Here is a 19,105-nt window from a genome sequence, read left to right on the forward strand (position 1 = left end):
AGGATGAGTAGAATGAGCGTAAACCATAAGCTAACCCGAGCCCAGTTTGATGAAGTAATGGTGCCTAACTATGCACCATCGGCTGTGATCCCTGTCCGTGGTGAGGGGAGCCGAGTTTGGGATCAGGATGGCAACGAGTTTATAGATTTTGCCGGTGGTATCGCGGTGAACTGTTTAGGTCATTGTCATCCGGCGCTTGTGAGCGCATTAAAAGAGCAAGGCGAGAAGCTTTGGCATCTTTCAAACGTTATGACTAATGAGCCAGCTTTGGCGCTGGCGACTAAACTGGTTGAGGCCACTTTCGCCGAAAAGGTTTATTTTGCCAACTCTGGCGCAGAAGCCAACGAGGCAGCCCTTAAGCTGGCACGCCGTTATGCCATGGAAAATTTTGGCGCTGAAAAAGATCAGATCATCGCCTTCGACAAGGCTTTCCACGGCCGAACCTTCTTCACCGTAAGTGTTGGTGGTCAGGCGGCTTACTCTGACGGTTTTGGTCCTAAGCCACAGTCTATTACTCACTTACCATTTAACGACATCGCGGCGCTTGAAGCCGAAGTGTCTGATAAGACATGTGCCATCATGCTTGAGCCGCTCCAAGGCGAAGGCGGTATCATTGATGCCGATCCTGAGTTCCTGCAGGCTGTTCGCGCCCTGGCCGACAAGCACAACGCCCTAGTGATCTTCGATGAAGTACAAACGGGTGTGGGTCGTCTGGGTGAACTTTACGCCTACATGCGTACCGACGTGGTACCGGATATCCTCACTACCGCTAAGGCGCTAGGTGGTGGTTTCCCTATCGCGGCGATGCTGACAACGACTGAGATTGCCTCTCACCTTAAGATTGGTACCCATGGTTCGACTTACGGCGGTAACCCGTTAGCGTGCGCCATAGGCAATGCGGTACTTGACGTAGTGAACACTCCTGAGGTGCTTGAGGGTGTTAAACGTCGCGAGCAGCTGCTACGTGATGGCCTGAACCAGATCAACGAAAAGTACAATGTATTTAGCCAAGTGCGCGGTCAAGGCTTGCTACTGGGCGCGGTACTGAATGAGCAATACCAGGGTCGTTCAAAAGATTTCTTGGTTGCCGGTATCGGTGAAGGCTTGATGAGCCTGGTTGCCGGTGCAAACGTTATTCGTTTTACTCCTTCTCTTGTTATCCCTGAGGCCGATATCGCCGAGGGTCTTGCTCGTTTCGAACGTGCAGTAGCCAAAGTAGTAGCTGGCTAAGCGACAGTATAAGCGCGGGGTAACAGCCGCGCTTTTTTGTCTGTGGAAATACTTGAACCTCAAACGTGTCATATTGGTCTTAGTGTTAAGACTGTCTGCGTTTGAACGACAAGGACAAGTGAGGAGACTCAGAGATGTTAATTATCCGCCCCATCCGCTCAAGCGATTTTGATGCCTTGTATCAGATCGCTATCGAGTCTGGACATGGATTCACGTCTTTACCTGTCAATGAAGAACTATTAAGAAAAAAGATTGCCCGCGTTGAAGCCTCGTTCGTCAAGGAGATCGAGAAGCCCTTCGATGAAGGTTATCTTATGGTGCTGGAAGATACAGAGACTGGCGAAGTGGTCGGTACCTGTGGTCTCGAGGCCGCCGTAGGCATGGTCGATGCTTTCTATCACTATCGTCTGGGTACCGAGGTCTACTACTCTGAGCAGATCGATGTGCGCAACGAAGTGGAGACCCTGACCCTGTGTCACGATTACACCGGCGCCGCCGAACTATGTACTCTGTTTTTGCGTGACTCCTATCGTAAAAACAACAATGGTCGCATGCTGTCTCGCAGCCGCTTTCTGTTTCTGGCGCAGCACGCCGAGCGTTTCGGTGAAACTGTGATTGCCGAGATGCGTGGCGAGAGCGACGCAGAGGGCAACTCGCCTTTCTATGGTTGGTTGCAGAAGCATTTCCTGGGCATAGATTTTGTGCAGGCAGATTACCTGTCTGGCCTGGGGCAGAAGGCTTTTATGGCGGAGATGATGCCGAAAAACAGCGTCTATGTTTGTCTTTTACCAGAAGAGGCGCAAAAGGTGATTGGCGAGGTGCATACTAACACTCGTCCAGCGCTTAACCTGTTGCAGGCAGAAGGCTTTAGGTGTCGTGGTTATGTGGATATTTTCGATGGTGGCCCGACGGTGGAGTGTAATCTTCACGACATTCGCTCGGTCAGAGAGAGCCGTCTGCTGACGGTTAAGTTGGGTGAAATGCCCGCCTCTAGCTGTAGCTTTATTATCTCAAATACTTTGTTAGCGGGTTACCGTGCAACCTCGGCCAAATTGATGGTCAGCGATGAAACGGATGAGGTGATCCTCTCTCCCGAACTCGCCGGTGCGCTCTTGGTGGCCGAAGGTGAACAGATCCGTGTTTTGGCAATGTAGGAATTTATGATGAGTCAATTTATTAACGGCCAGTGGGTTGCCGGTCTGGGCCATGATGTGGTCTCGAAGAACCCTGCAAATCAAGAAGTAATATGGGAAAGCAAGACGGCGACACCTGAACAGGTTAACGCAGCGGTTGAGGCGGCTCGCGCCGCACAGTTCGACTGGTTTATGTCGGGTTTCGATGCACGTCTGGCGATTATTGAAGCCTACCGCGATCAGCTAGAGGCCCACAAAGCCGATATCGCCGAGGTGATCGCTCAAGAAACCGGTAAGCCACAGTGGGAAACCGCCACCGAAGCGGGGGCCATGATTGGTAAGATTGGTCTGTCGGTTGCGGCCTACCATAAGCGTACCGGTACCACCGAGAGTGATACACCAGCGGGTCGCGCTGTGCTGCGTCATAAGCCTCATGGTGTAGTGGCTGTTTTTGGTCCCTATAACTTCCCGGGTCATCTGCCTAACGGCCACATAGTGCCTGCACTACTGGCGGGTAATACTGTCGTATTCAAGCCCTCTGAGCTAACCCCTAAAACGGCCGAGCTAATGCTTAAACTGTGGGAAAAGGCGGGTCTGCCGGCTGGAGTGATCAACCTGGTTCAAGGCGAAGTGGAAACCGGTAAGGCGCTGGCGTCACACTCTCAAATCGACGGCCTCTTCTTTACCGGTAGCTCTCGCACAGGTCATATCCTGCACCAGCAATATGCGGGTCATCCGGGTAAGATCCTGGCCCTTGAGATGGGTGGTAATAACCCGCTTATCATCAAAGGTGTTAAGGATACCAAGGCTGCCGTGCATGACATTATTCAGTCGGCCTATATCTCGTCGGGGCAACGCTGCACCTGTGCTCGTCGTCTTTACGTACAGAAGGGCGCCGAGGGCGATGCCTTGTTGGCGCAACTTGTCGAGGCGGTTAAGCAGATCAAGGTTGGCCCTTGGGATGCCCAGCCACAGCCTTTCATGGGCTCTATGATCTCAGAGACGGCGGCTAAAGGCATGGTGGAAGCTCAGCGTAACTTGGTTAACTTAGGCGGTACGCCTCTGGTTGAGCTGCAGCACCTAGAAGCCGGAACGGGTCTGGTTTCTCCGGGTCTTATCGATGTGACTCAGGTGATCGAACTGCCTGACGAAGAGTATTTCGGTCCACTGCTACAGGTGGTGCGTTACACTGATTTCGACGAAGCGATCAGGTTGGCAAACAACACCCGCTATGGTCTTTCAGCCGGTATTTTGGCCGATAGCCGTGAAGATTACGATTATTTTCTGGCGCGTATCCGTGCGGGTATCGTCAATTGGAACAAGCAGATCACTGGCGCATCAGGTTCGGCTCCCTTTGGTGGTGTCGGTGCCTCGGGTAACCATAGGGCGAGCGCCTTTTACGCCGCCGACTACTGTGCCTACCCAGTGGCTTCGGTCGAGGCCGATGCGCTGGCGATGCCAGCGAGCCTGAGTCCAGGTTTGACTATTTAGTAAAACAAGCATGGGAGTGGGTATTTTGCCTGCTCCCATTTTTATAGGCGTACACGAAAACTCTCGTTGTACTTATATCGTGAAAACAAACAAACCGGCGCGATAACGACCGGTAACACGATGATGTTAAGGAAGAAATTGATGCATACCGATGTAAACCAGCTATTTGCCGCCCTATGGGACGACTATGTTGAAATGACCCCCTCAGCCGCCAAGGTTCACCAGTTACTGGCCAAGGGTGAGACCATCATCAACGATCATATCGCCCTACGTACCTTCAACATTGCCAAGGTTAACCTGAGTGTTCTGGCGAAGCATTTCGAGTCACTGGGCTATGTGGCCTGTGGCGATTACGACTTCGAAGCCAAGAAGCTAAAGGCCAAGCACTTTGAGCATCCGGATCCAACTCAGCCAAAGGTGTTTATCTCTGAGCTGATGGTTGAGGCATTTAGCCCCGAGCTACAAGCCATTGTCCATGGCCTGGTGGAGCAGGTGGACGAAACCGCAACCACTGCGGATAACTTCCTCTATTCTGGCCGTCACTGGGAGCTGGATTATGCAACCTATGAGCAGTTACTGGCAGAGAGCGAGTATGCGGCTTGGGTAGCGGCTTTCGGCTACCGTGCCAACCACTTTACGGTATCAATCAACCATCTGCCTGGATACAACACTATCCTCGAGGTGAACGAGACCCTTAAGCAGGGCGACTTCGTGCTGAACAGTGTCGGCGGCGAGGTGAAAGGGTCGGCTGAAGTATTGCTGGAGCAGTCATCCACCATGGCGGACAAGGTTGAAGTCAGCTTTAAAGATGCCCAGAAGACGATTCCAAGCTGTTTCTATGAGTTTGCCTTGCGCTACCCTAAGGCTGATGGCGAGCTTTACACAGGCTTTGTGGCGGCCTCTGCGGATAAGATCTTCGAGAGCACTAATAACGCCGGTTAATATTAGGCAGATAAAAAAAGCCGATGCACTGCATCGGCTTTTTTATGTCTGAATGTTAGGCATTGAAGCCTAAGGTGATCTTCAAGCCGCCGAGTTGTTGGCTATGCTCGAAGTTCAGGCTTATCTCGTACTGCTCGGCAATGTCTTTGACGATGGAGAGGCCGAGCCCATGGCCCATAATGCCCTCATCCAGGCGCTTGCCTCGTTGGGTTAGCTGGCAAAGCGCATCGTCAGCCACACCCGGGCCATCATCTTCTATGGTGAGCAGTATCTGCTCCTTGGTTAATTTCGCCGAGACTGTAACCTCTTGATTGGCCCACTTGAAGGCGTTATCCAGCAGGTTACCGATAAGCTCCATACCGTCTTCACGGTGAATGGGCAGGCGACAGAGTTGGTCGGGCAGATTGAAGTGGCACTCAATGCTCTTGTGACCGTGGACCTTGGTGAGGGTCTGCGTAAGATCCTGCAGATCTTTAGGCAGTTGCATCTGCGCCGCGGGTAGCATGTCGCCGGTGATCCTCGCCGCCGCCAGCTTACGCTCTATCATCTTGTGGATCTGATCCAGTTGATTCTGCATGGCGCTGGCGGTCTCGGGATCTTTCAGCCCCAAGACTTCCACCTGTTGCTGCATCACCGCCAGCGGCGTCTTAAGGCCATGACTGAGGTTGCCCAGATTATTGCGGCTGCGCTCCATCTGCTTGCTCGAATACTGCAACAATTCGTTGTAGGTCTGCGCCAGGGGAGCCAGTTCAGGTGGGATCTTATTGACCTCAAGCGCCGTGATCTCGCCCTCTCTGAGTTTCATCAGAGCCTGCTGCATGTCGTTGATCGGTTTGAAGGATTGTCTTAGCAGAATAAAGATCCCCGCCACCATGGCCAGTAACATGGCGAGGTTGACCGACAGCTTAGTGCCATACACCTGGGAAAATACCTGACGACCGATACTGAGATCCTGGGCGACCGTGAGCGTTGCCTGTACCTTGGCGTCGGCACTGCTAAGTCCTAGCGACAGTAGCTGGATATCATGGTTTTGCGGCCCCTTAGTTTGCCAGACACGTGTCTGTCCCTTGGGCAGCGGTTGTATCTCTAGACGCTGATCCCATAAGGAGCGGGACCTGAGTTCGATATCTTTTAGATTGAGCTGGTAATAACGCCCGGAATAGACGGGCTTATAGAAGTTAGAGACCTGGCTGGGGTCAATGCTGATATCGCCGTTATCGAGCTGTATCGCCAGTAATACTTGTTCTAAGTCTTCTTCAAGACGATCGATAATCGAGTCATGAAACGCCTGGCGTAACATGGACTCGAAGATAACGATCGCCACGAAGGTGGAGATGATGACTAAGGCTGACAGCCAGAGGCTGAGCTTAGTGCGGATTGATATCATGGTTTCAGGCCATGGAAAATATAACCCTGTCCACGGCGAGTCTCGATGGCCGTTTTGCCTAGCTTCTTACGTAGGTGGGTCACATAGACCTCGACCACGTTACTCTCTTTCTCGTCGTCAAATTGGTACAGCTTGTCGGTCAGCTGGGCCTTGGAGAGCAGTTTCTTGGGTGACATCAGGAAGATCTTCAGCAGGCGAAACTCCATGGCGGTGAGTTCAAAATGTTGCTCGCCTACGGTGACACTCTGCTGCCCTTCATCTAAGGTCACGCCTTCGAAGCTCAGCTCCTTGGTGGCGGTGTTGGTCTTGCCATGGGCGCGGTTGATCAGCGCATGAATACGCGCCAGCAGCTCCTGGCTGTGGAAGGGTTTACCCAGATAATCGTCGGCCCCAGCGTTAAAGCCTTCGACCTTCTCATGCCATTGGCTGCGGGCGGTGAGCATGATCACTGGCGTGTTAATGCCTTGGTTGCGCCAGGTTTCCAATAGCTGCAAACCATTGCCATCGGGCAGGCCGATATCCAGGATGACGCAGTCGTAGTGGGTCTCTTTGATGAGGTAGTCGGCTTCGGCGGCTCTATCGGTGACATCGGTAACATAACCAGCCTGTTTCAGCTGTTTGGCAAGCTCTTCGACCAGTAGGGTGTTGTCTTCAACCAGCAGCAATTTCATCGTTTCTTTCTACCTTAGCGTTGTCGCACTGAATCTAGTTCTTGAGGCGCTTTAAATCGGACGCCTCGATTGATAATACACTTTTTCGTCTTAAGCGGATATTTCAGCGCTAGTTTTTGTGCGGTACGCAGGCGTCTGGCAGGGGCTTACCCGTCTGATGTTGGCCCGTGGTAGCGTCAATATCGAGGGAGATGAGTTCACCGTTTGCGGATTTGATCTGCAGATCATATTGCCATCTGCCCTGGGCATGGAACAGGTGGGCGTCGACCAGTTTGCCATCACAGTAGGCCTGTACCTGGCTGAGGGTGAGATCGAGAGAGAGAATTTTACCTTCGCTGACCAGTTGTTTGGCCTGGTTGTGTTCCAGTTCGATGGCAGCGTGTACGGCAGGGCTTAACAGTGAGCTGACGATAAGCATGAGTGTGCTGGCTACGGCTGTCGGTTTCACTGATGCTGTCCTAAAAAAAATGGCCTGACAAGGAGTCAGACCACTTTAACTAAGATCTATTAAATCTAACTTAACGTTAGCTTAGCGGGTGCCATAAACCACGATAGTTTTGCCGTGGGCTTGGATCAAGTTCTGCTCTTCAAGCATCTTGAGGATACGACCCACAGTTTCGCGTGAACAGCCAACGATCTGACCAATTTCTTGGCGAGTGATCTTGATCTGCATACCATCAGGGTGAGTCATGGCATCGGGTTGCTTCGCTAGGTGCAGTAGTGTCTGCGCGATGCGACCAGCAACGTCTAGGAATGCAAGGTCACCTACTTTCTGGCTGGTGCTTTGCAGACGGTAAGCCATCTGAGAAGAGAGCTTCATCAGGATCTCAGGGTTTACCTGGATCAGCTGCTTAAATTTCTTGTAAGAGATCTCGGCAATTTCACAGGCTTGTTTAGCGCGAACCCAAGCGGTACGCTCAGCTTGCTCTTCGAACAGACCTAATTCACCGATGAAGTCACCTTGGTTTAGGTAAGAGAGGATCATCTCTTTGCCTTCTTCATCTTTAATCAAGACGGCGACAGAACCTTTTACTATGTAATACAGAGTATCGGAGTCTTCACCTGCATGGATCAGAGTGCTTTTGGCTGGGTATTTATGAATGTGACAGTGTGATAAAAACCATTCCAATGTTGGATCCGGTTTAGGCTTACCAATCAGAGCCATGCCTGTGTTCCTCGACTGATTAATGTAAATACAAGAATATGCTAAATAAGCAGACTACGTCAATTAGACCCCAAAAACCTCGTCAGAGATCAAATTATTGCAATAAGTATGCAGCGGGTAACGTAATTTAACTTGCTCTCAATAGTGGGAGTTTATTTTGATACATTAGTAATATATGTCAACTAATACCGTACGGTGCCCTGTTTATTTGGCTGACAATGCTGCCCATATCACATCTGTCTAAGATCTTGCTGTGCTTTCAGGAGATAAAGCTAGTGATTTTCATGCATTAAAATGCGGTTTTTACTCGACTTAACCGGGAGATTATTGGTAGTGTTAGCCTCTGCGTCCCTGTAAATCCTTGGACAGAGGAACCTTAACGTTGTGGCTATTTCGTGTCTGTTAGCTGATAACACGAACTGGTGAAGGAGAGTCTTGAATCGTGACAAAGCATGTTTGGAAACTGGCTACCGGTCTGTTCGCCCTGTTTGCCTTGCATCAGCAAGCCATGGCGTTTTCAATTCCCGCAACCGCCGCGGCAGAGCCCGCCAGTAAGTTAGCCCATATTCAACTTAAGGCGACTCAAGGAGAGTCTGAGGCCCAGTTTCTGCTCGGCCTTATGTATCTCTCTGGTCGTTTCGTCGATCCCAATCCGCAGTTAGGTGCCACTTGGGTTGAACGCGCTGCCGAAATTGGTCACAAGAAGGCGGCTCAGACCATAGCGGATCTGGCCTTTGACGGTAAGATCATCCCGCGGGATCTTGCCTTGGCCGAGCGATGGTATCTAAGCCTTGCCAGTGAGAATGACAAGTGGGCTCAGTTTCGTTTGGGGTTCATCTATGCCGCCGGTGGTCACGGCGTGACACGCAATTGCGGTAAGGCAGTGGACCACTTCCTGGCGGTGGGCGATGAGATCTCATTGGGCAATGTGGTGTGGATTCTCTCTACCTGTCCCGAGGCCAAGTACCGTGATGGTGGAAAAGCGCTGGCAATCGGTAAGGGCTTGGTCGCGGCGAACAGTCAAGACCCCACCAATCTGGATAACCTAGCCGCTGCCTATGCCGAAATTGGTGACTACAGCTCGGCGGTCGACTTGCAAAAGCAAGCGATAAAGGCGCTCAAGCAGACGGCAGAGTATGATAAGTCAGATGAGTTTGAGTTAAGACTGGAAAACTATCGTCAGCAAAAACCTTACCGTGAAGTGGTGCCACTGTCGCAGTAATGAGTGTGTTCTCGCTGTAAAGATCTCGCCGTAAACGCCGACGCAAGTTGGCGTTTTTTTATGCCTGTCGCTGGGCAACGGCTAGGGAAATCATTGCTCATTTAGCGGAAACGCTGAATATCAAGGGAGAAGAGTCAGATAATTTAGCTTGGGAGTGGTATCGCTGGAAGAGTGTCGGGACGCTAGCATACTCAAGGAAGCAAACAGATCAAGATGGGGGAATTCACTCCCAAGAGTATACTAACTATCAGTCTTTCGCCTGAAATCCCGATAGCAAACATTCTATGTGAGCTGACTTAAATAAAGCTTAAGTGAAACTCACTCTCGCTGAACTTCACCTATTTGCCGAAATATTACTCGTTATCGAGATCCAAAAGGTGCTGACGCTTCTCCATGAGATCGCGGATCAAGGGCGTCAGGATCAGTTCCATCGCCAGCGACATCTTGCCACCAGGCACCACAAGAGTGTTGATGCGCGACATAAAGGAGCCGTCGATCATCTTCAGGTAGTAAGGGAAATCGACATTCTTGATGCCGCGAAAACGGATCACCACGAAGCTTTCATCCAGGCTGGGGATAGTCTTGGCACTAAAGGGGTTAGAGGTATCGACCGTGGGCACCCGCTGGAAGTTGATATGGGTACGAGAGAACTGCGGCGTCATATGATTGATGTAATCTTCCATGCTGCGCACGATAGATCCCATCACCTTTTCGCGGCTGTGTCCTCTGTCTGAAGTGTCACGAATGATCTTCTGAATCCACTCCAGGTTAACAATTGGCACCATGCCAATGAGGAGATCCACATGCTGAGCCACATCGCAATCTTCGGTCACTACGCCCCCATGTAACCCTTCGTAATAGAGCATGTCGGTATTTTCCGGCAGTGGGCGCCATTGAGTAAAGGTGCCAGGCATCTGGTTAAAGGGCACCGCCTCATCGAAGGTGTGAAGATAGGAGCGGGTTTCGCCCTGGCCGGTGGCACTGTAATCGCTAAAGCACTGTGCGAGCCTGGCAAAGTCGTTGGCCTCTGGGCCGAAATAACTGATATTGCGGTTTTCATTTTGCGCCTGGCGGATCTTTAGCTCCATCTCGGGACGCGTGTAGTGGTGAAAGCTGTCGCCCTCTATCATCGCGGCGTTGATCCCCAGCTGACGAAAGATATGACTGAATGCCGTCGTGGTCGTAGTGGTACCTGCTCCAGAGGAGCCGGTGACGGCAATAATTGGGTGTTTGGCTGACATGTTCCTACCTAAAAGCGCTAAAGACACGCCTTTTCAAAAGCATTTGTGAATCAATAGTTATACGGCACGGAGAACCTAAAGGTCAATAAGGGTCATCATTTCGCCCCGATGACGCCAGGGTATTTTGTCTGTGACGAATGGCGATAGATTCATCCTCTTCACTGTACTCCACAACGAGTTCATTGCGGGCCAGTGCCTGACGACACTGCTTGATGGCATGGGTCAACGCCGCGTCATCCAGGCTGGCGAAACTGCCATCTTCGGTCTGCGCGAAGAGGAACTCCTTGATCAGATTATCCAGGGTGTCGCCGGGGAGCTGCAAAAGCGCCTCATAGGGGACTAACATGCTGCCTCCAAGAGAAAGTTAACTATACGTTGTTCCAGATAAAACCTGGGTTTGAGCGGATGACCACCGTCGATAAAGCCCACATGACCCCCTTGCTGATGTAGCTCATAGGTAACCTGAGGCGACAAGGCCTCTTGGCTAGGGATCACTTCATCTGTCATGAAGGGATCGTCCTTGGCGTGGATCACTAAAGTCGGCTTAGCCACCTGGCTTAGGTAGGGCAGGCCGCTGGCTCTGTGGTAATAGTCTTCTACGCCGGTAAAGCCGTGCAGCGGCGCCGTGATCCTGTCGTCGAAAAGATGAAAGGTGGCCAGGCTGTCGACTTCGGCAGGGGTGACCGGCATCTGAGCGCTCAGTGTCTCTAAGGCCAACTTGTCGCGAACCTTCTGCTGTAGCTGTTTGATGAGATAGCTTTGATATACCTTAGAAAAACCACGTTTAAGCCGGGTGGCACAGGCGCCCAGCTGCAGCGGCGCCGAGATCACCACGGCGCGCTCTACCAGACTGTCGGCACCTTGTTCGCCCTGATACTTGGCCAGCACGTTACCGCCCAGGCTGTAACCCACCGCCAGTAGTGGTGAGTTGGGATAGTCTCGTTTTAGCATGCTCAGTGTGGTGTGTAGATCTTGCGTATCGCCGCTGTGATAGCTGCGGGCGAGGCGATTAGTGACCCCGGAGCAGCTGCGGTGATGATGCACCAAGGCGCTGACACCATCCTGACTTAGTCGGCTTAACAGGCGTCTGGCGTAGTGTGAATCGGCGCTGCCTTCGAGTCCGTGAACTATCACCACTATGGGCTCACTAGGGGCGGGTTTGGCTAACCAGTCGAGATCGATAAAGTCGCCATCATCCAGCTCCAGCCGTTGACGGGTTAAGCTGGGTTTATCCACTTTTCTCAGAACGGGCAAGATGGTTTGCACATGAGGATTTCTTGCCCACCAGGGGGGCGTAAAGGTACGCTGGGTCATAAATCGCTATTGCCGAAAATTAAAACGTATGTTTAATTACTAGATGTGTGGCTAGTGTAACATAGTTTAGAGCGCGCCCTTGCTCCCTAAGGACGGCTCATAGGATATCGTCAATGACAGAGCACAGGGAATAAGATGAACCGACGCACCTTTCTGACCACGGCCCTGGTGGGCACAGGCGCCTTAGCCCTGGGGGTGAACCTATATCATCCTCCGCAGGTGAGAGTGAGTGCCTCCTTGGATCAATCCCACCGACTGCTCTTCAGCCTTCTGGTGCCCGTGTTTCTCGATGGCGCCTTACCCGATACCCAGTCGCTACGGGTAGCGGCGCAAAATCGCACCCTAGATGCCATAGTGGCAACCATGGATCTCTTGCCCGATGACTCCCGCGATGAACTTGAACAACTTTTAGAGCTGCTGGAATCGCGCCTGGGGCTTTTGCTGCTTACGGGGAATATGACCCCACTGCTGATGAGGCAGCCTCAAGAATTGGTGGCCATGTTAGAGGCCTGGCGAACCAGTTTTCTCGACCTTATGGTTACCGCCTATCAGGGGCTGAGGGAGTTAGTGATGGCCAGCTATTATAGCTGCCCCGAACATTGGAAACGCTTAAATTACGAGAAGCCCAGTTTGTTTGGGTAACGAACAATTTCATATAGTTAGCGCAAAAGAATAAGCCCTTAATCTCAGGGCAAAGGAGCAACATTGGCCATTGAAGATCCCATAGTAAGCGGCTTAGCCAGAGGTTGGCAGCATATTGATGCCAGCCAGCTCACCGAAAACAGCACCTTGGAGGCCGATGTTGTCATCGTCGGTAGCGGCGCCGGTGGCGGCGTGGCGGCCGAGATACTGACCGAGGCGGGCCTTACTGTGATTATTGTCGAAGGCGGGCCACTGAAATCGTCGCAAAGCTTCAATATGGAGGAGCGCCGCGCTTACCCCAATCTCTACCAGCAGGCCGCGTCGATGAAGACCAAAGACAAGGCGATCGGCATCTTTCAGGGCCGGGCGGTAGGGGGCTCTACCACCATTAACTGGACCACCTCGATCCGCACCCCAGAGAATGCCTTGGCGTTTTGGGCTGAGCACAAGTCGGTGACAGGTTTCTCCAAAGAGGAGTTGGCGCCCTGGTTCGATAAGATGGAGCAGCGGCTCAATATCACTGAGTGGCCTTTTGAGCCTAATCGCAACAACATGGCGCTCAAGCAAGGTTGTGAGGCACTCGGTTGGGAATACACTGTCATTAAGCGTAATGTGGCTGGCTGCTGGAATACCGGCTATTGCGGCATGGGCTGTCCGGTTAATGCCAAGCAGTCGATGTTGATCACCACCATTCCCGCGGCACTGGACCGTGGTGCCACCTTAGTCAGTCGTGCCAAGGTGCATAAGATAGAGCATCACAACGACAAGGTGTATGCCCTCAAGGCCCAGGCGCTGAACGAGTCACTGCGCCCTAGCGGCGTACAACTGATGTTTAAGGCTAAGCACTATATCTTGAGCGGCGGCGCCATCCACACGCCTGCGCTGATGATGCGCTCTGGCCTCGCCGATCCACAGCAGATCTTGGGCAAGCGGACTTTCCTTCACCCGACCGTGCTCAGCGGCGCCCTATTTAACGATGCCATCAATGGTCATAGCGGCGCGCCTCAGTCCATCTATTCGGATCAGTTTGTCTGGCAAGATGGCGCCGACGGTGAGCTGGGCTATAAGCTGGAAGTGCCGCCGATTCATCCCGTGTTGATCGCCTCTAAGTCCCTGGGCTATGGCCTGAGTCATGCGGAGCTGATGGCGCAGTTTAATCAGTTACAGATAACCATCGCCTTGATCCGCGATGGTTACCACGCCGACAGCCCAGGCGGTCAGGTGATGCTGACCGACAAGGGCTATACCTTGGACTACCCGCTGACTGACGCCTTCTGGCGTGCTGCGCGGCGCGCCTTTGCCAGTATGGCTGAGCTACAGTTTGCCGCTGGGGCGCAGAAGGTATTGCCCATGAGTGAAGGTATGCCTTATCTGCCGAACTGGCAGGCGGCCAAGGAGGCGATTGCCGAGATGGCACTGGCTCCACTTAAGACTGTGGTGGCCTCTGCTCATGTGATGGGGGGCTGCCCTATGGGCGAAGATAAGATGCTCGCGATGGTCGATAGCCGAGGGCGTAGTCACTATCTGGAGAATCTATCTGTGATGGACGGTTCGCTGTTTCCCACTAGCCTGGGGGCCAACCCACAGCTTTCTATCTATGGGATCACCGCCCGTAATGCCAGCCTGTTGGCCAGTGAGCTGACGGGAGCGACCGCCAGTTAATTCTTAGTCTAGTGAATCCTTAGTCCAGTGAATTCTTGGTCCAATGAATTTTTAGTTAATTGGCGTTAGGGTCTGTGCCAATTGCTGATACTGCTTCAAATCTATCTGATAGAGGGCGAGATAGCGGGGTAGGTTGGCGCTGCGCTGCTCGTTTGCCAGCTGTCTGAGCTGGAGGAGTATCATCGCCTGTGACTTGCGCTCCAGCATCAACTCAACCTCTAGCATCTGTTGATACTCTGCCTTAGCCAGATTGTGTTTGCTTAGCTTTCTCAGCCTGCGGTAGGGCTTGAGTACCTTCTCTTCCCAAGCTGCCACCTGGTCGGCTAACTCTTGCCAGTCTTGATCGCTCAGGTAATAGTGTTGCTCGTCGAGCCACTGAGCCAGCAGCAATAGGTTGACGTTGAGGCCATAATCATCCTGCAACTTGAGATAGAGCAGTTGCCCCTTCTCATAGAGGCGGTCACAGGTCTGCCAAAGGGAGGCGTCGAAATGATTAACATGGCTCATGGTTCATCCTTGTTGTGTCGGCCTGAGTGTTGACCTTAGCGTTGGGGGTTAGCCCAGCGCCTTGGCTTCTTGTTCTATGGCTTCGATGGTCTCTTGCAGTTCGAGCCACTCCATCTCACTGGCCTCCAGTGTCTGAGTGTGCTCGGTACGCTCGGCCAGTATCTGGGTCAGTTTGGCCTTGTTGTCGGCCTCATAAAGGCTGGTATCGGCCAGCAGGTTTTCCAGCTCGGCCAGCTTGTCGCTGCACTCTTGCTGTACCTTCTCCAGCTTGGCTTGAGATTTTTTCAGCGGTGACAGCTTCTGTCTCAGCTCGGCTTCCAGGCGTTTCTGCAGCTTCTTGTCCTGAGCCGGCGTGGCCTCAAGTGAGGCGGCCGGTTTATTGGCCTCTTTGGCGGCGTCCAGCAACCATTGATGGTAGTCATCGAGATCGCCATCGAAGCTCTTCACCTCGCCGCCATCCACCAGGTAGTAGTCACTGCAGCTCAGGCGCAGCAAGTGTCTATCGTGGGATACGATGATCATGGCACCTTCGAAGGATTGCAGGGCCATGGTCAGGGCGTGACGCATCTCGAGATCCAAGTGGTTGGTGGGCTCATCGAGTAGCAGCAGGTTAGGACGTTGCCACACCAGCAGCGCCAGCACCAGACGGGCCTTTTCGCCGCCGGAGAAGGGACGAACCGGCGAGAGCGCCATATCGCCGTTAAAGCCATAACCGCCGAGGAAGTCTCTCAGCTCCTGTTCTCTGTGTGTGGGGGCGAGTCGCGTCAGGTGCTGCAGTGGCGACTCATCCAGGCGCAGAAATTCCAGCTGATGCTGGGCGAAGTAGCCGATATTGAGGCCTGGGTTGGTTTCGTAAATGCCGCTCATGGGCTTGAGCTGCTCCGCCAGTAGCTTAATCAGCGTCGACTTACCTGCGCCATTGCGTCCCAGCAGGCCGATACGGGCGCCGGGCACCAGGTTGAGGTGCACATGGTTTAGGATTGGCGTGTCGCCATAGCCGACCGAGACTTGCTCCATCTTCACCAAAGGATTCGGCAGGGCATCGGGGGCGCGAAATGACATATAGAAAGGGCTGTCGGCCTTAGACGGCAGCAGCTCTGTCATCCGCTCCAGCGCCTTAAGGCGGCTCTGGGCCTGTTTGGCCTTGCTGGCCTTGTAACGGAAACGGTCGACGAAAGATTGTATATGGGCACGCTCTTTCTGTTGGCGCTCAAAGGCGACCTGTTGCTGAGCCATGCGCTCGGCGCGGATCCGCTCGAAGGAAGTGTAGTTGCCCTTGTAGAAGTTGAGCTTATGGTGCTCAACATGGACTATCTCGTCGACGATGGCGTCGATAAAGTCTCTGTCGTGGCTAATGAGGACCAGCGTGCCCTGGTAGGCCTTGATCCAGCTTTCCAGCCAGTACATGGTATCTAAGTCGAGGTGGTTGGTCGGTTCGTCCAGTAGCAAGAGGTCAGAGCGGCATAGCAGTGCCTGAGCCAGGTTGAGGCGCATGCGCCAGCCCCCTGAGAAGCTCTTCACCGGATTACCCTGCTCGGCTTCACTAAAGCCCAGACCGGCCAGCAGGCTGGCGGCGCGTGACTGTATGCTGTAGCCGCCAATGGCGTCTATCTTGCCGTGGAGCAGGGCGATTTGGTGGCCGTTATCCTCAAGCTGGGCCTTGTTCAGGGCTTGTTCCAGCTCGCGATATTCTCTGTCGCCGTCAATCACATATTCCAGGGCGCTGACATCTAATGCCGGGGTCTCCTGCGCAACAGTGGCTATTTGCCAGCCCGATGGCACGCTGATCTCGCCCTTATCCAGACTAAGCTGCCCCATGAACAACGCAAGCAGAGATGATTTGCCCGTGCCATTGGCACCCACCAAGCCCACTTTGTGGCCGGGGTAGACGGTCAGAGAGGCTTCATCCAATAGGGTCTTGGAGCCGCGAATAAGTTGCGCTTGGGAAATGGTGATCATTGAGGTCGACTTGATGCATAGCTAAGGATTAATAAGCTTGGGATGATAGCCCAGTTGGGGTGTTGCTTACCACTCTTTAGCGGGGAGATTTTGAATCCGATAGGGTGTTTTACGCTTGCTTATGGCAAAATGTCCCTATCGTCAGAGTTATCATCACCACAGGTTGAGTCAAGCGTGAGTAAAGTGAGAGTCAAGAAACGTTTCGTTGCCGGTGCCAAGTGCCCCAAGTGTCAGGCTCAGGACAGCATAGTGCTGTTTAAGGAGCAGGGTGTCGAGACGGTTGAGTGCGTCGAGTGCGATTACCGTGAGCAGCAGGCCGAGGCCGAGGTGGCCAAGCAGGCCACCGGAGATGTAATAGGCGTGTTTAAACCCTAGTCGTGAAAGCCCTGTTGTAGAAACAGGTGGCGCGTCTGGTTAAAGCGCGCCTCATCGGCAAGAACGAAGTCGATCGCCAGCTGGGCGTTTTCCTGTCTGAACTTCTCTGTTTTGGCTATCTCATATTCGTTCATCACGATATTCATCGCCTCTACCGTCCATTCGCACTCCCCCTGGCCTATGCTGACCTCGTCGGGATCATAATGGGTCACCATCCAGTCTTGTAACTGTTCATTGTCTATCTTGGCCTGCTGCCATGCCGTGAGTTGATCGATAAGTTGCTGTTTGCTGATGTTCGTTGTGCTCATTTTTCTCAAATGTCTGCTGTAAGTGGGCATTTCGTTGGATACATGATAGCGATAAAGCGCTATTGATGCGATGGTGCCGAGCTAGCGCCTCATCATCTCAGGCAACAAGAATGACAGCCTGGCACCAGCCATTGAGGGTTGCCTCCGTACCCTCAGTCCCCATTGGGTGGCGTTTGTTATGGTCTTTTGGTCAGTTTGTTGGCTTCTTTTTGTAAAAATTGATCCCTATCATGACGCTAAGGTTGCGTCCTTGCTCGCCTCAGGGTAGTTTGAGGTGTTTTTTCGCCTGGAAGACTAAAAATGAATAATAAAGCTACGTCCACTGCGGCGCCGCGCTTTCCTAGAATTTTCTGGATCGCCAACGGTGTCGAGCTGCTCGAACGAGCGGCATATTATGGGGTGTTTATCGTTATCACCCTCTATCTGTCACGCATCCTTGGCTTTAGCGATGTCGAAGCCGCCTGGCTAGCGGGTTCATTCTCCGCGGGTCTCTACTTTTTACCTACCTTTAGTGGTGCATTAGCCGATAAGATTGGCTTTCGCGGCGCCCTGCTGTTGGCGTTTGGCCTGTTAACCATAGGCTATGCGTCGCTGGCGATATTCCCAGCGCTGATCGAATCTCAGGGGCTGGTGGAGTATGGCAAGGAGACGGTTTATCACGGCTTGAGAGAGGCAGATATCCGCTGGGCAATTGTGCCTATCCTTATCGTCATCATGATAGGTGGCTCCTTTATCAAGGCGGTGATTACAGGTACCGTGGCGCTGTCTACCACAACAGAGACCCGCGCCAAAGGTTTCTCGATCTTCTACATGATGGTTAATATCGGCGCCTTCTCGGGTAAGACAGTGGTGAAGCCACTGCGTGAATCCATGGGCGATCTGGGTCTGATTAACCTTAACTATTTCGCTGCCTCTATGACGCTGATCGCCTTCTTCAGTATCTTCTTGTTCTTCAAGAGCACTGAGGAGAATCGCTCGGGCAAGAGCCTGGGTGAGATCTGGCAGGCGCTGCTTAAGGTACTCGCCAATGGGCGTCTAATTGCGCTGATTCTGATCATCACAGGTTTCTGGATGGTGCAGCATCAGCTCTACGCCACCATGCCAAAATATGTGCTGCGTATGGCCGGTGAGGGCTCATCACCTTCTTGGTACGCCAACGTTAACCCGCTGGTGGTGTTCCTCTGCGTCAGCCTAGTCACGGGTATGATGGCTAAGCGCAGCGCGCTGACCTCTATGACAGTGGGGATGTTTATCATGCCTGTGTCTGCACTATTGATGGCATCGGGCAATATGTTTGCCGGTACTGAGACCATCTTAGGCATGCACCCTATCGCGGCTATGATGATTGTCGGCATCGTGTTTCAGGGTTTGGCCGAGTGTTTTATCTCGCCGCGCTTCCTGGAGTACTTCTCGTTGCAGGCGCCTAAAGGCGAAGAGGGGCTCTATTTGGGCTTCTCGCACCTGCACTCCTTCATTAGCTCGCTGCTGGGCTTTGGTCTGTCGGGATACCTGCTGGAAGCCTACTGCCCAGATCCACGCAACTTTAGCGACCATGCCGCCTGGGTTGAGGCTTCGTCTCACGCCCACTACATCTGGTATGTGTTTGCCGCTATCGCCAGTATCTCGGCGGTTTCTCTGATCGTTTATGGCGCCGTGATCAAGCGTATCGATGCCAAGACTGACACAGACGCAGAACTGGCCACCGCGTAAGCAGGATAGCCGCCGCGACGGTTCGCGGCGGCTTTGATTAAATTCCCTTCCAATAGGCAGCATTGGTGAGTATTTGCTGCTATAATCGCCGCCATATTCACGCATGCCCTTGATCCGACTCAACGGCTGCGGCCATCTATTATTTG

Annotated in this window: 19 protein-coding genes; 9 read left to right on the forward strand and 10 right to left on the reverse strand. The window is 52.9% G+C overall.

Annotated elements, in window-relative coordinates:
• Positions 1-12: 12 nt before the first annotated feature.
• The 4 genes from L2712_RS07990 to L2712_RS08005 all read left to right on the forward strand — a co-directional run bounded on the left by L2712_RS07990 (position 13) and on the right by L2712_RS08005 (position 4,796).
• Positions 13-1,230, forward strand: a complete 1,218-nt coding sequence (locus L2712_RS07990; RefSeq protein WP_248977438.1) for an aspartate aminotransferase family protein — start codon at positions 13-15, stop codon at positions 1,228-1,230.
• A gap of 134 nt (positions 1,231-1,364) precedes the next feature.
• On the forward strand, positions 1,365-2,384 hold the full coding sequence (astA, locus tag L2712_RS07995; RefSeq protein WP_033538727.1) for an arginine N-succinyltransferase: 1,020 nt from the start codon (positions 1,365-1,367) through the stop codon (positions 2,382-2,384).
• A gap of 9 nt (positions 2,385-2,393) precedes the next feature.
• A complete protein-coding gene (astD, locus tag L2712_RS08000) occupies positions 2,394-3,854 on the forward strand; it encodes a succinylglutamate-semialdehyde dehydrogenase (protein WP_033538726.1) in 1,461 nt (486 codons plus the stop codon).
• A gap of 141 nt (positions 3,855-3,995) precedes the next feature.
• Positions 3,996-4,796, forward strand: a complete 801-nt coding sequence (locus L2712_RS08005) for a DUF1338 domain-containing protein (protein WP_248977439.1) — start codon at positions 3,996-3,998, stop codon at positions 4,794-4,796.
• A gap of 55 nt (positions 4,797-4,851) precedes the next feature.
• Here the strand turns inward: L2712_RS08005 and L2712_RS08010 are convergent, their stop codons facing one another.
• From L2712_RS08010 to crp, 4 genes are all read right to left on the reverse strand, one after another.
• Positions 4,852-6,183: an ATP-binding protein gene (locus L2712_RS08010; RefSeq protein ID WP_248977440.1), complete on the reverse strand. Its 1,332-nt coding sequence runs from the start codon at positions 6,181-6,183 to the stop codon at positions 4,852-4,854.
• Positions 6,180-6,854, reverse strand: a complete 675-nt coding sequence (locus L2712_RS08015) for a response regulator (protein ID WP_033538723.1) — start codon at positions 6,852-6,854, stop codon at positions 6,180-6,182. The genes L2712_RS08010 and L2712_RS08015 overlap by 4 nt, the downstream gene beginning before the upstream one ends.
• Before the next feature lie 109 nt (positions 6,855-6,963).
• The gene (locus L2712_RS08020) at positions 6,964-7,302 is read right to left on the reverse strand and encodes a PepSY domain-containing protein (RefSeq protein ID WP_081953791.1); all 339 of its coding nucleotides are present in this window, start codon (positions 7,300-7,302) and stop codon (positions 6,964-6,966) included.
• An 81-nt stretch (positions 7,303-7,383) separates the two neighbouring features.
• Positions 7,384-8,019 carry a cAMP-activated global transcriptional regulator CRP gene (crp, locus tag L2712_RS08025; protein ID WP_011864391.1) on the reverse strand — a complete coding sequence of 212 codons (636 nt, stop codon included), beginning with the start codon at positions 8,017-8,019 and terminating at the stop codon, positions 7,384-7,386.
• A gap of 508 nt (positions 8,020-8,527) precedes the next feature.
• Between crp and L2712_RS08030 the strand changes: the two genes are divergently transcribed.
• Complete coding sequence (locus tag L2712_RS08030; protein WP_283104802.1) at positions 8,528-9,241, forward strand: tetratricopeptide repeat protein; 714 nt, start codon at positions 8,528-8,530, stop codon at positions 9,239-9,241.
• Between the two features lie 353 nt (positions 9,242-9,594).
• Here the strand turns inward: L2712_RS08030 and L2712_RS08035 are convergent, their stop codons facing one another.
• From L2712_RS08035 to L2712_RS08045, 3 genes are all read right to left on the reverse strand, one after another.
• Positions 9,595-10,482, reverse strand: a complete 888-nt coding sequence (locus tag L2712_RS08035; RefSeq protein ID WP_033538722.1) for a phosphoribulokinase — start codon at positions 10,480-10,482, stop codon at positions 9,595-9,597.
• Positions 10,483-10,564: 82 nt separating this feature from the next.
• Entirely contained in the window at positions 10,565-10,828 is a 264-nt protein-coding gene (locus L2712_RS08040) for a YheU family protein (protein ID WP_248977441.1), read from the reverse strand.
• Positions 10,822-11,796 carry a hydrolase gene (locus L2712_RS08045; protein WP_248977442.1) on the reverse strand — a complete coding sequence of 325 codons (975 nt, stop codon included), beginning with the start codon at positions 11,794-11,796 and terminating at the stop codon, positions 10,822-10,824. The genes L2712_RS08040 and L2712_RS08045 overlap by 7 nt, the downstream gene beginning before the upstream one ends.
• A gap of 135 nt (positions 11,797-11,931) precedes the next feature.
• Between L2712_RS08045 and L2712_RS08050 the strand changes: the two genes are divergently transcribed.
• Both L2712_RS08050 and L2712_RS08055 read left to right on the forward strand, forming a co-directional pair.
• A complete protein-coding gene (locus L2712_RS08050; RefSeq protein WP_088903791.1) occupies positions 11,932-12,438 on the forward strand; it encodes a twin-arginine translocation signal domain-containing protein in 507 nt (168 codons plus the stop codon).
• Between the two features lie 63 nt (positions 12,439-12,501).
• On the forward strand, positions 12,502-14,100 hold the full coding sequence (locus L2712_RS08055; protein ID WP_248977443.1) for a GMC family oxidoreductase: 1,599 nt from the start codon (positions 12,502-12,504) through the stop codon (positions 14,098-14,100).
• Positions 14,101-14,151: 51 nt separating this feature from the next.
• Here the strand turns inward: L2712_RS08055 and L2712_RS08060 are convergent, their stop codons facing one another.
• On the reverse strand, positions 14,152-14,607 hold the full coding sequence (locus tag L2712_RS08060) for a TIGR02444 family protein (protein WP_033538717.1): 456 nt from the start codon (positions 14,605-14,607) through the stop codon (positions 14,152-14,154).
• 48 nt (positions 14,608-14,655) lie between these two features.
• On the reverse strand, positions 14,656-16,566 hold the full coding sequence (locus L2712_RS08065) for an ABC transporter ATP-binding protein (protein WP_248977444.1): 1,911 nt from the start codon (positions 16,564-16,566) through the stop codon (positions 14,656-14,658).
• Positions 16,567-16,740: 174 nt separating this feature from the next.
• Between L2712_RS08065 and L2712_RS08070 the strand changes: the two genes are divergently transcribed.
• Positions 16,741-16,941, forward strand: coding sequence for a YheV family putative zinc ribbon protein (locus L2712_RS08070; RefSeq protein WP_033538774.1), 201 nt, complete (start codon positions 16,741-16,743; stop codon positions 16,939-16,941).
• On the opposite strand, the gene L2712_RS08075 is transcribed toward L2712_RS08070, so the two are convergent.
• On the reverse strand, positions 16,938-17,249 hold the full coding sequence (locus L2712_RS08075) for a hypothetical protein (RefSeq protein WP_033538715.1): 312 nt from the start codon (positions 17,247-17,249) through the stop codon (positions 16,938-16,940). The two genes, L2712_RS08070 and L2712_RS08075, sit on opposite strands and share 4 nt — an antisense overlap.
• 300 nt (positions 17,250-17,549) lie before the next feature.
• Here L2712_RS08075 and L2712_RS08080 point away from each other — a divergent pair, with 300 nt between their 5' ends.
• Positions 17,550-18,959 (forward strand): MFS transporter, encoded by a 1,410-nt coding sequence (locus tag L2712_RS08080; protein ID WP_248977445.1) that lies wholly within the window; start codon positions 17,550-17,552, stop codon positions 18,957-18,959.
• Positions 18,960-19,105: the final 146 nt, after the last annotated feature.

Source organism: Shewanella marisflavi (assembly GCF_023283925.1).
GTDB classification, from domain to species: Bacteria; Pseudomonadota; Gammaproteobacteria; order Enterobacterales; family Shewanellaceae; genus Shewanella; species Shewanella marisflavi.

What these genes read in the sequence shown, in the direction of transcription:
- L2712_RS08045 (WP_248977442.1), bottom strand. Translation starts at nt 11,796, where the DNA reads ATGACCCAGCGTACCTTTACGCCCCCCTGGTGGGCAAGAAATCCTCAT.
- L2712_RS08075 (WP_033538715.1), bottom strand. Translation starts at nt 17,249, where the DNA reads ATGAGCACAACGAACATCAGCAAACAGCAACTTATCGATCAACTCACG.
- L2712_RS08030 (WP_283104802.1), top strand. Translation starts at nt 8,528, where the DNA reads ATGGCGTTTTCAATTCCCGCAACCGCCGCGGCAGAGCCCGCCAGTAAG.
- L2712_RS08060 (WP_033538717.1), bottom strand. Translation starts at nt 14,607, where the DNA reads ATGAGCCATGTTAATCATTTCGACGCCTCCCTTTGGCAGACCTGTGAC.
- L2712_RS08050 (WP_088903791.1), top strand. Translation starts at nt 11,932, where the DNA reads ATGAACCGACGCACCTTTCTGACCACGGCCCTGGTGGGCACAGGCGCC.
- L2712_RS08015 (WP_033538723.1), bottom strand. Translation starts at nt 6,854, where the DNA reads ATGAAATTGCTGCTGGTTGAAGACAACACCCTACTGGTCGAAGAGCTT.
- astD (WP_033538726.1), top strand. Translation starts at nt 2,394, where the DNA reads ATGAGTCAATTTATTAACGGCCAGTGGGTTGCCGGTCTGGGCCATGAT.
- L2712_RS07990 (WP_248977438.1), top strand. Translation starts at nt 13, where the DNA reads ATGAGCGTAAACCATAAGCTAACCCGAGCCCAGTTTGATGAAGTAATG.
- L2712_RS08080 (WP_248977445.1), top strand. Translation starts at nt 17,550, where the DNA reads ATGAATAATAAAGCTACGTCCACTGCGGCGCCGCGCTTTCCTAGAATT.
- L2712_RS08040 (WP_248977441.1), bottom strand. Translation starts at nt 10,828, where the DNA reads ATGTTAGTCCCCTATGAGGCGCTTTTGCAGCTCCCCGGCGACACCCTG.
- L2712_RS08035 (WP_033538722.1), bottom strand. Translation starts at nt 10,482, where the DNA reads ATGTCAGCCAAACACCCAATTATTGCCGTCACCGGCTCCTCTGGAGCA.
- L2712_RS08010 (WP_248977440.1), bottom strand. Translation starts at nt 6,183, where the DNA reads ATGATATCAATCCGCACTAAGCTCAGCCTCTGGCTGTCAGCCTTAGTC.
- L2712_RS08065 (WP_248977444.1), bottom strand. Translation starts at nt 16,566, where the DNA reads ATGATCACCATTTCCCAAGCGCAACTTATTCGCGGCTCCAAGACCCTA.
- astA (WP_033538727.1), top strand. Translation starts at nt 1,365, where the DNA reads ATGTTAATTATCCGCCCCATCCGCTCAAGCGATTTTGATGCCTTGTAT.
- L2712_RS08005 (WP_248977439.1), top strand. Translation starts at nt 3,996, where the DNA reads ATGCATACCGATGTAAACCAGCTATTTGCCGCCCTATGGGACGACTAT.
- crp (WP_011864391.1), bottom strand. Translation starts at nt 8,019, where the DNA reads ATGGCTCTGATTGGTAAGCCTAAACCGGATCCAACATTGGAATGGTTT.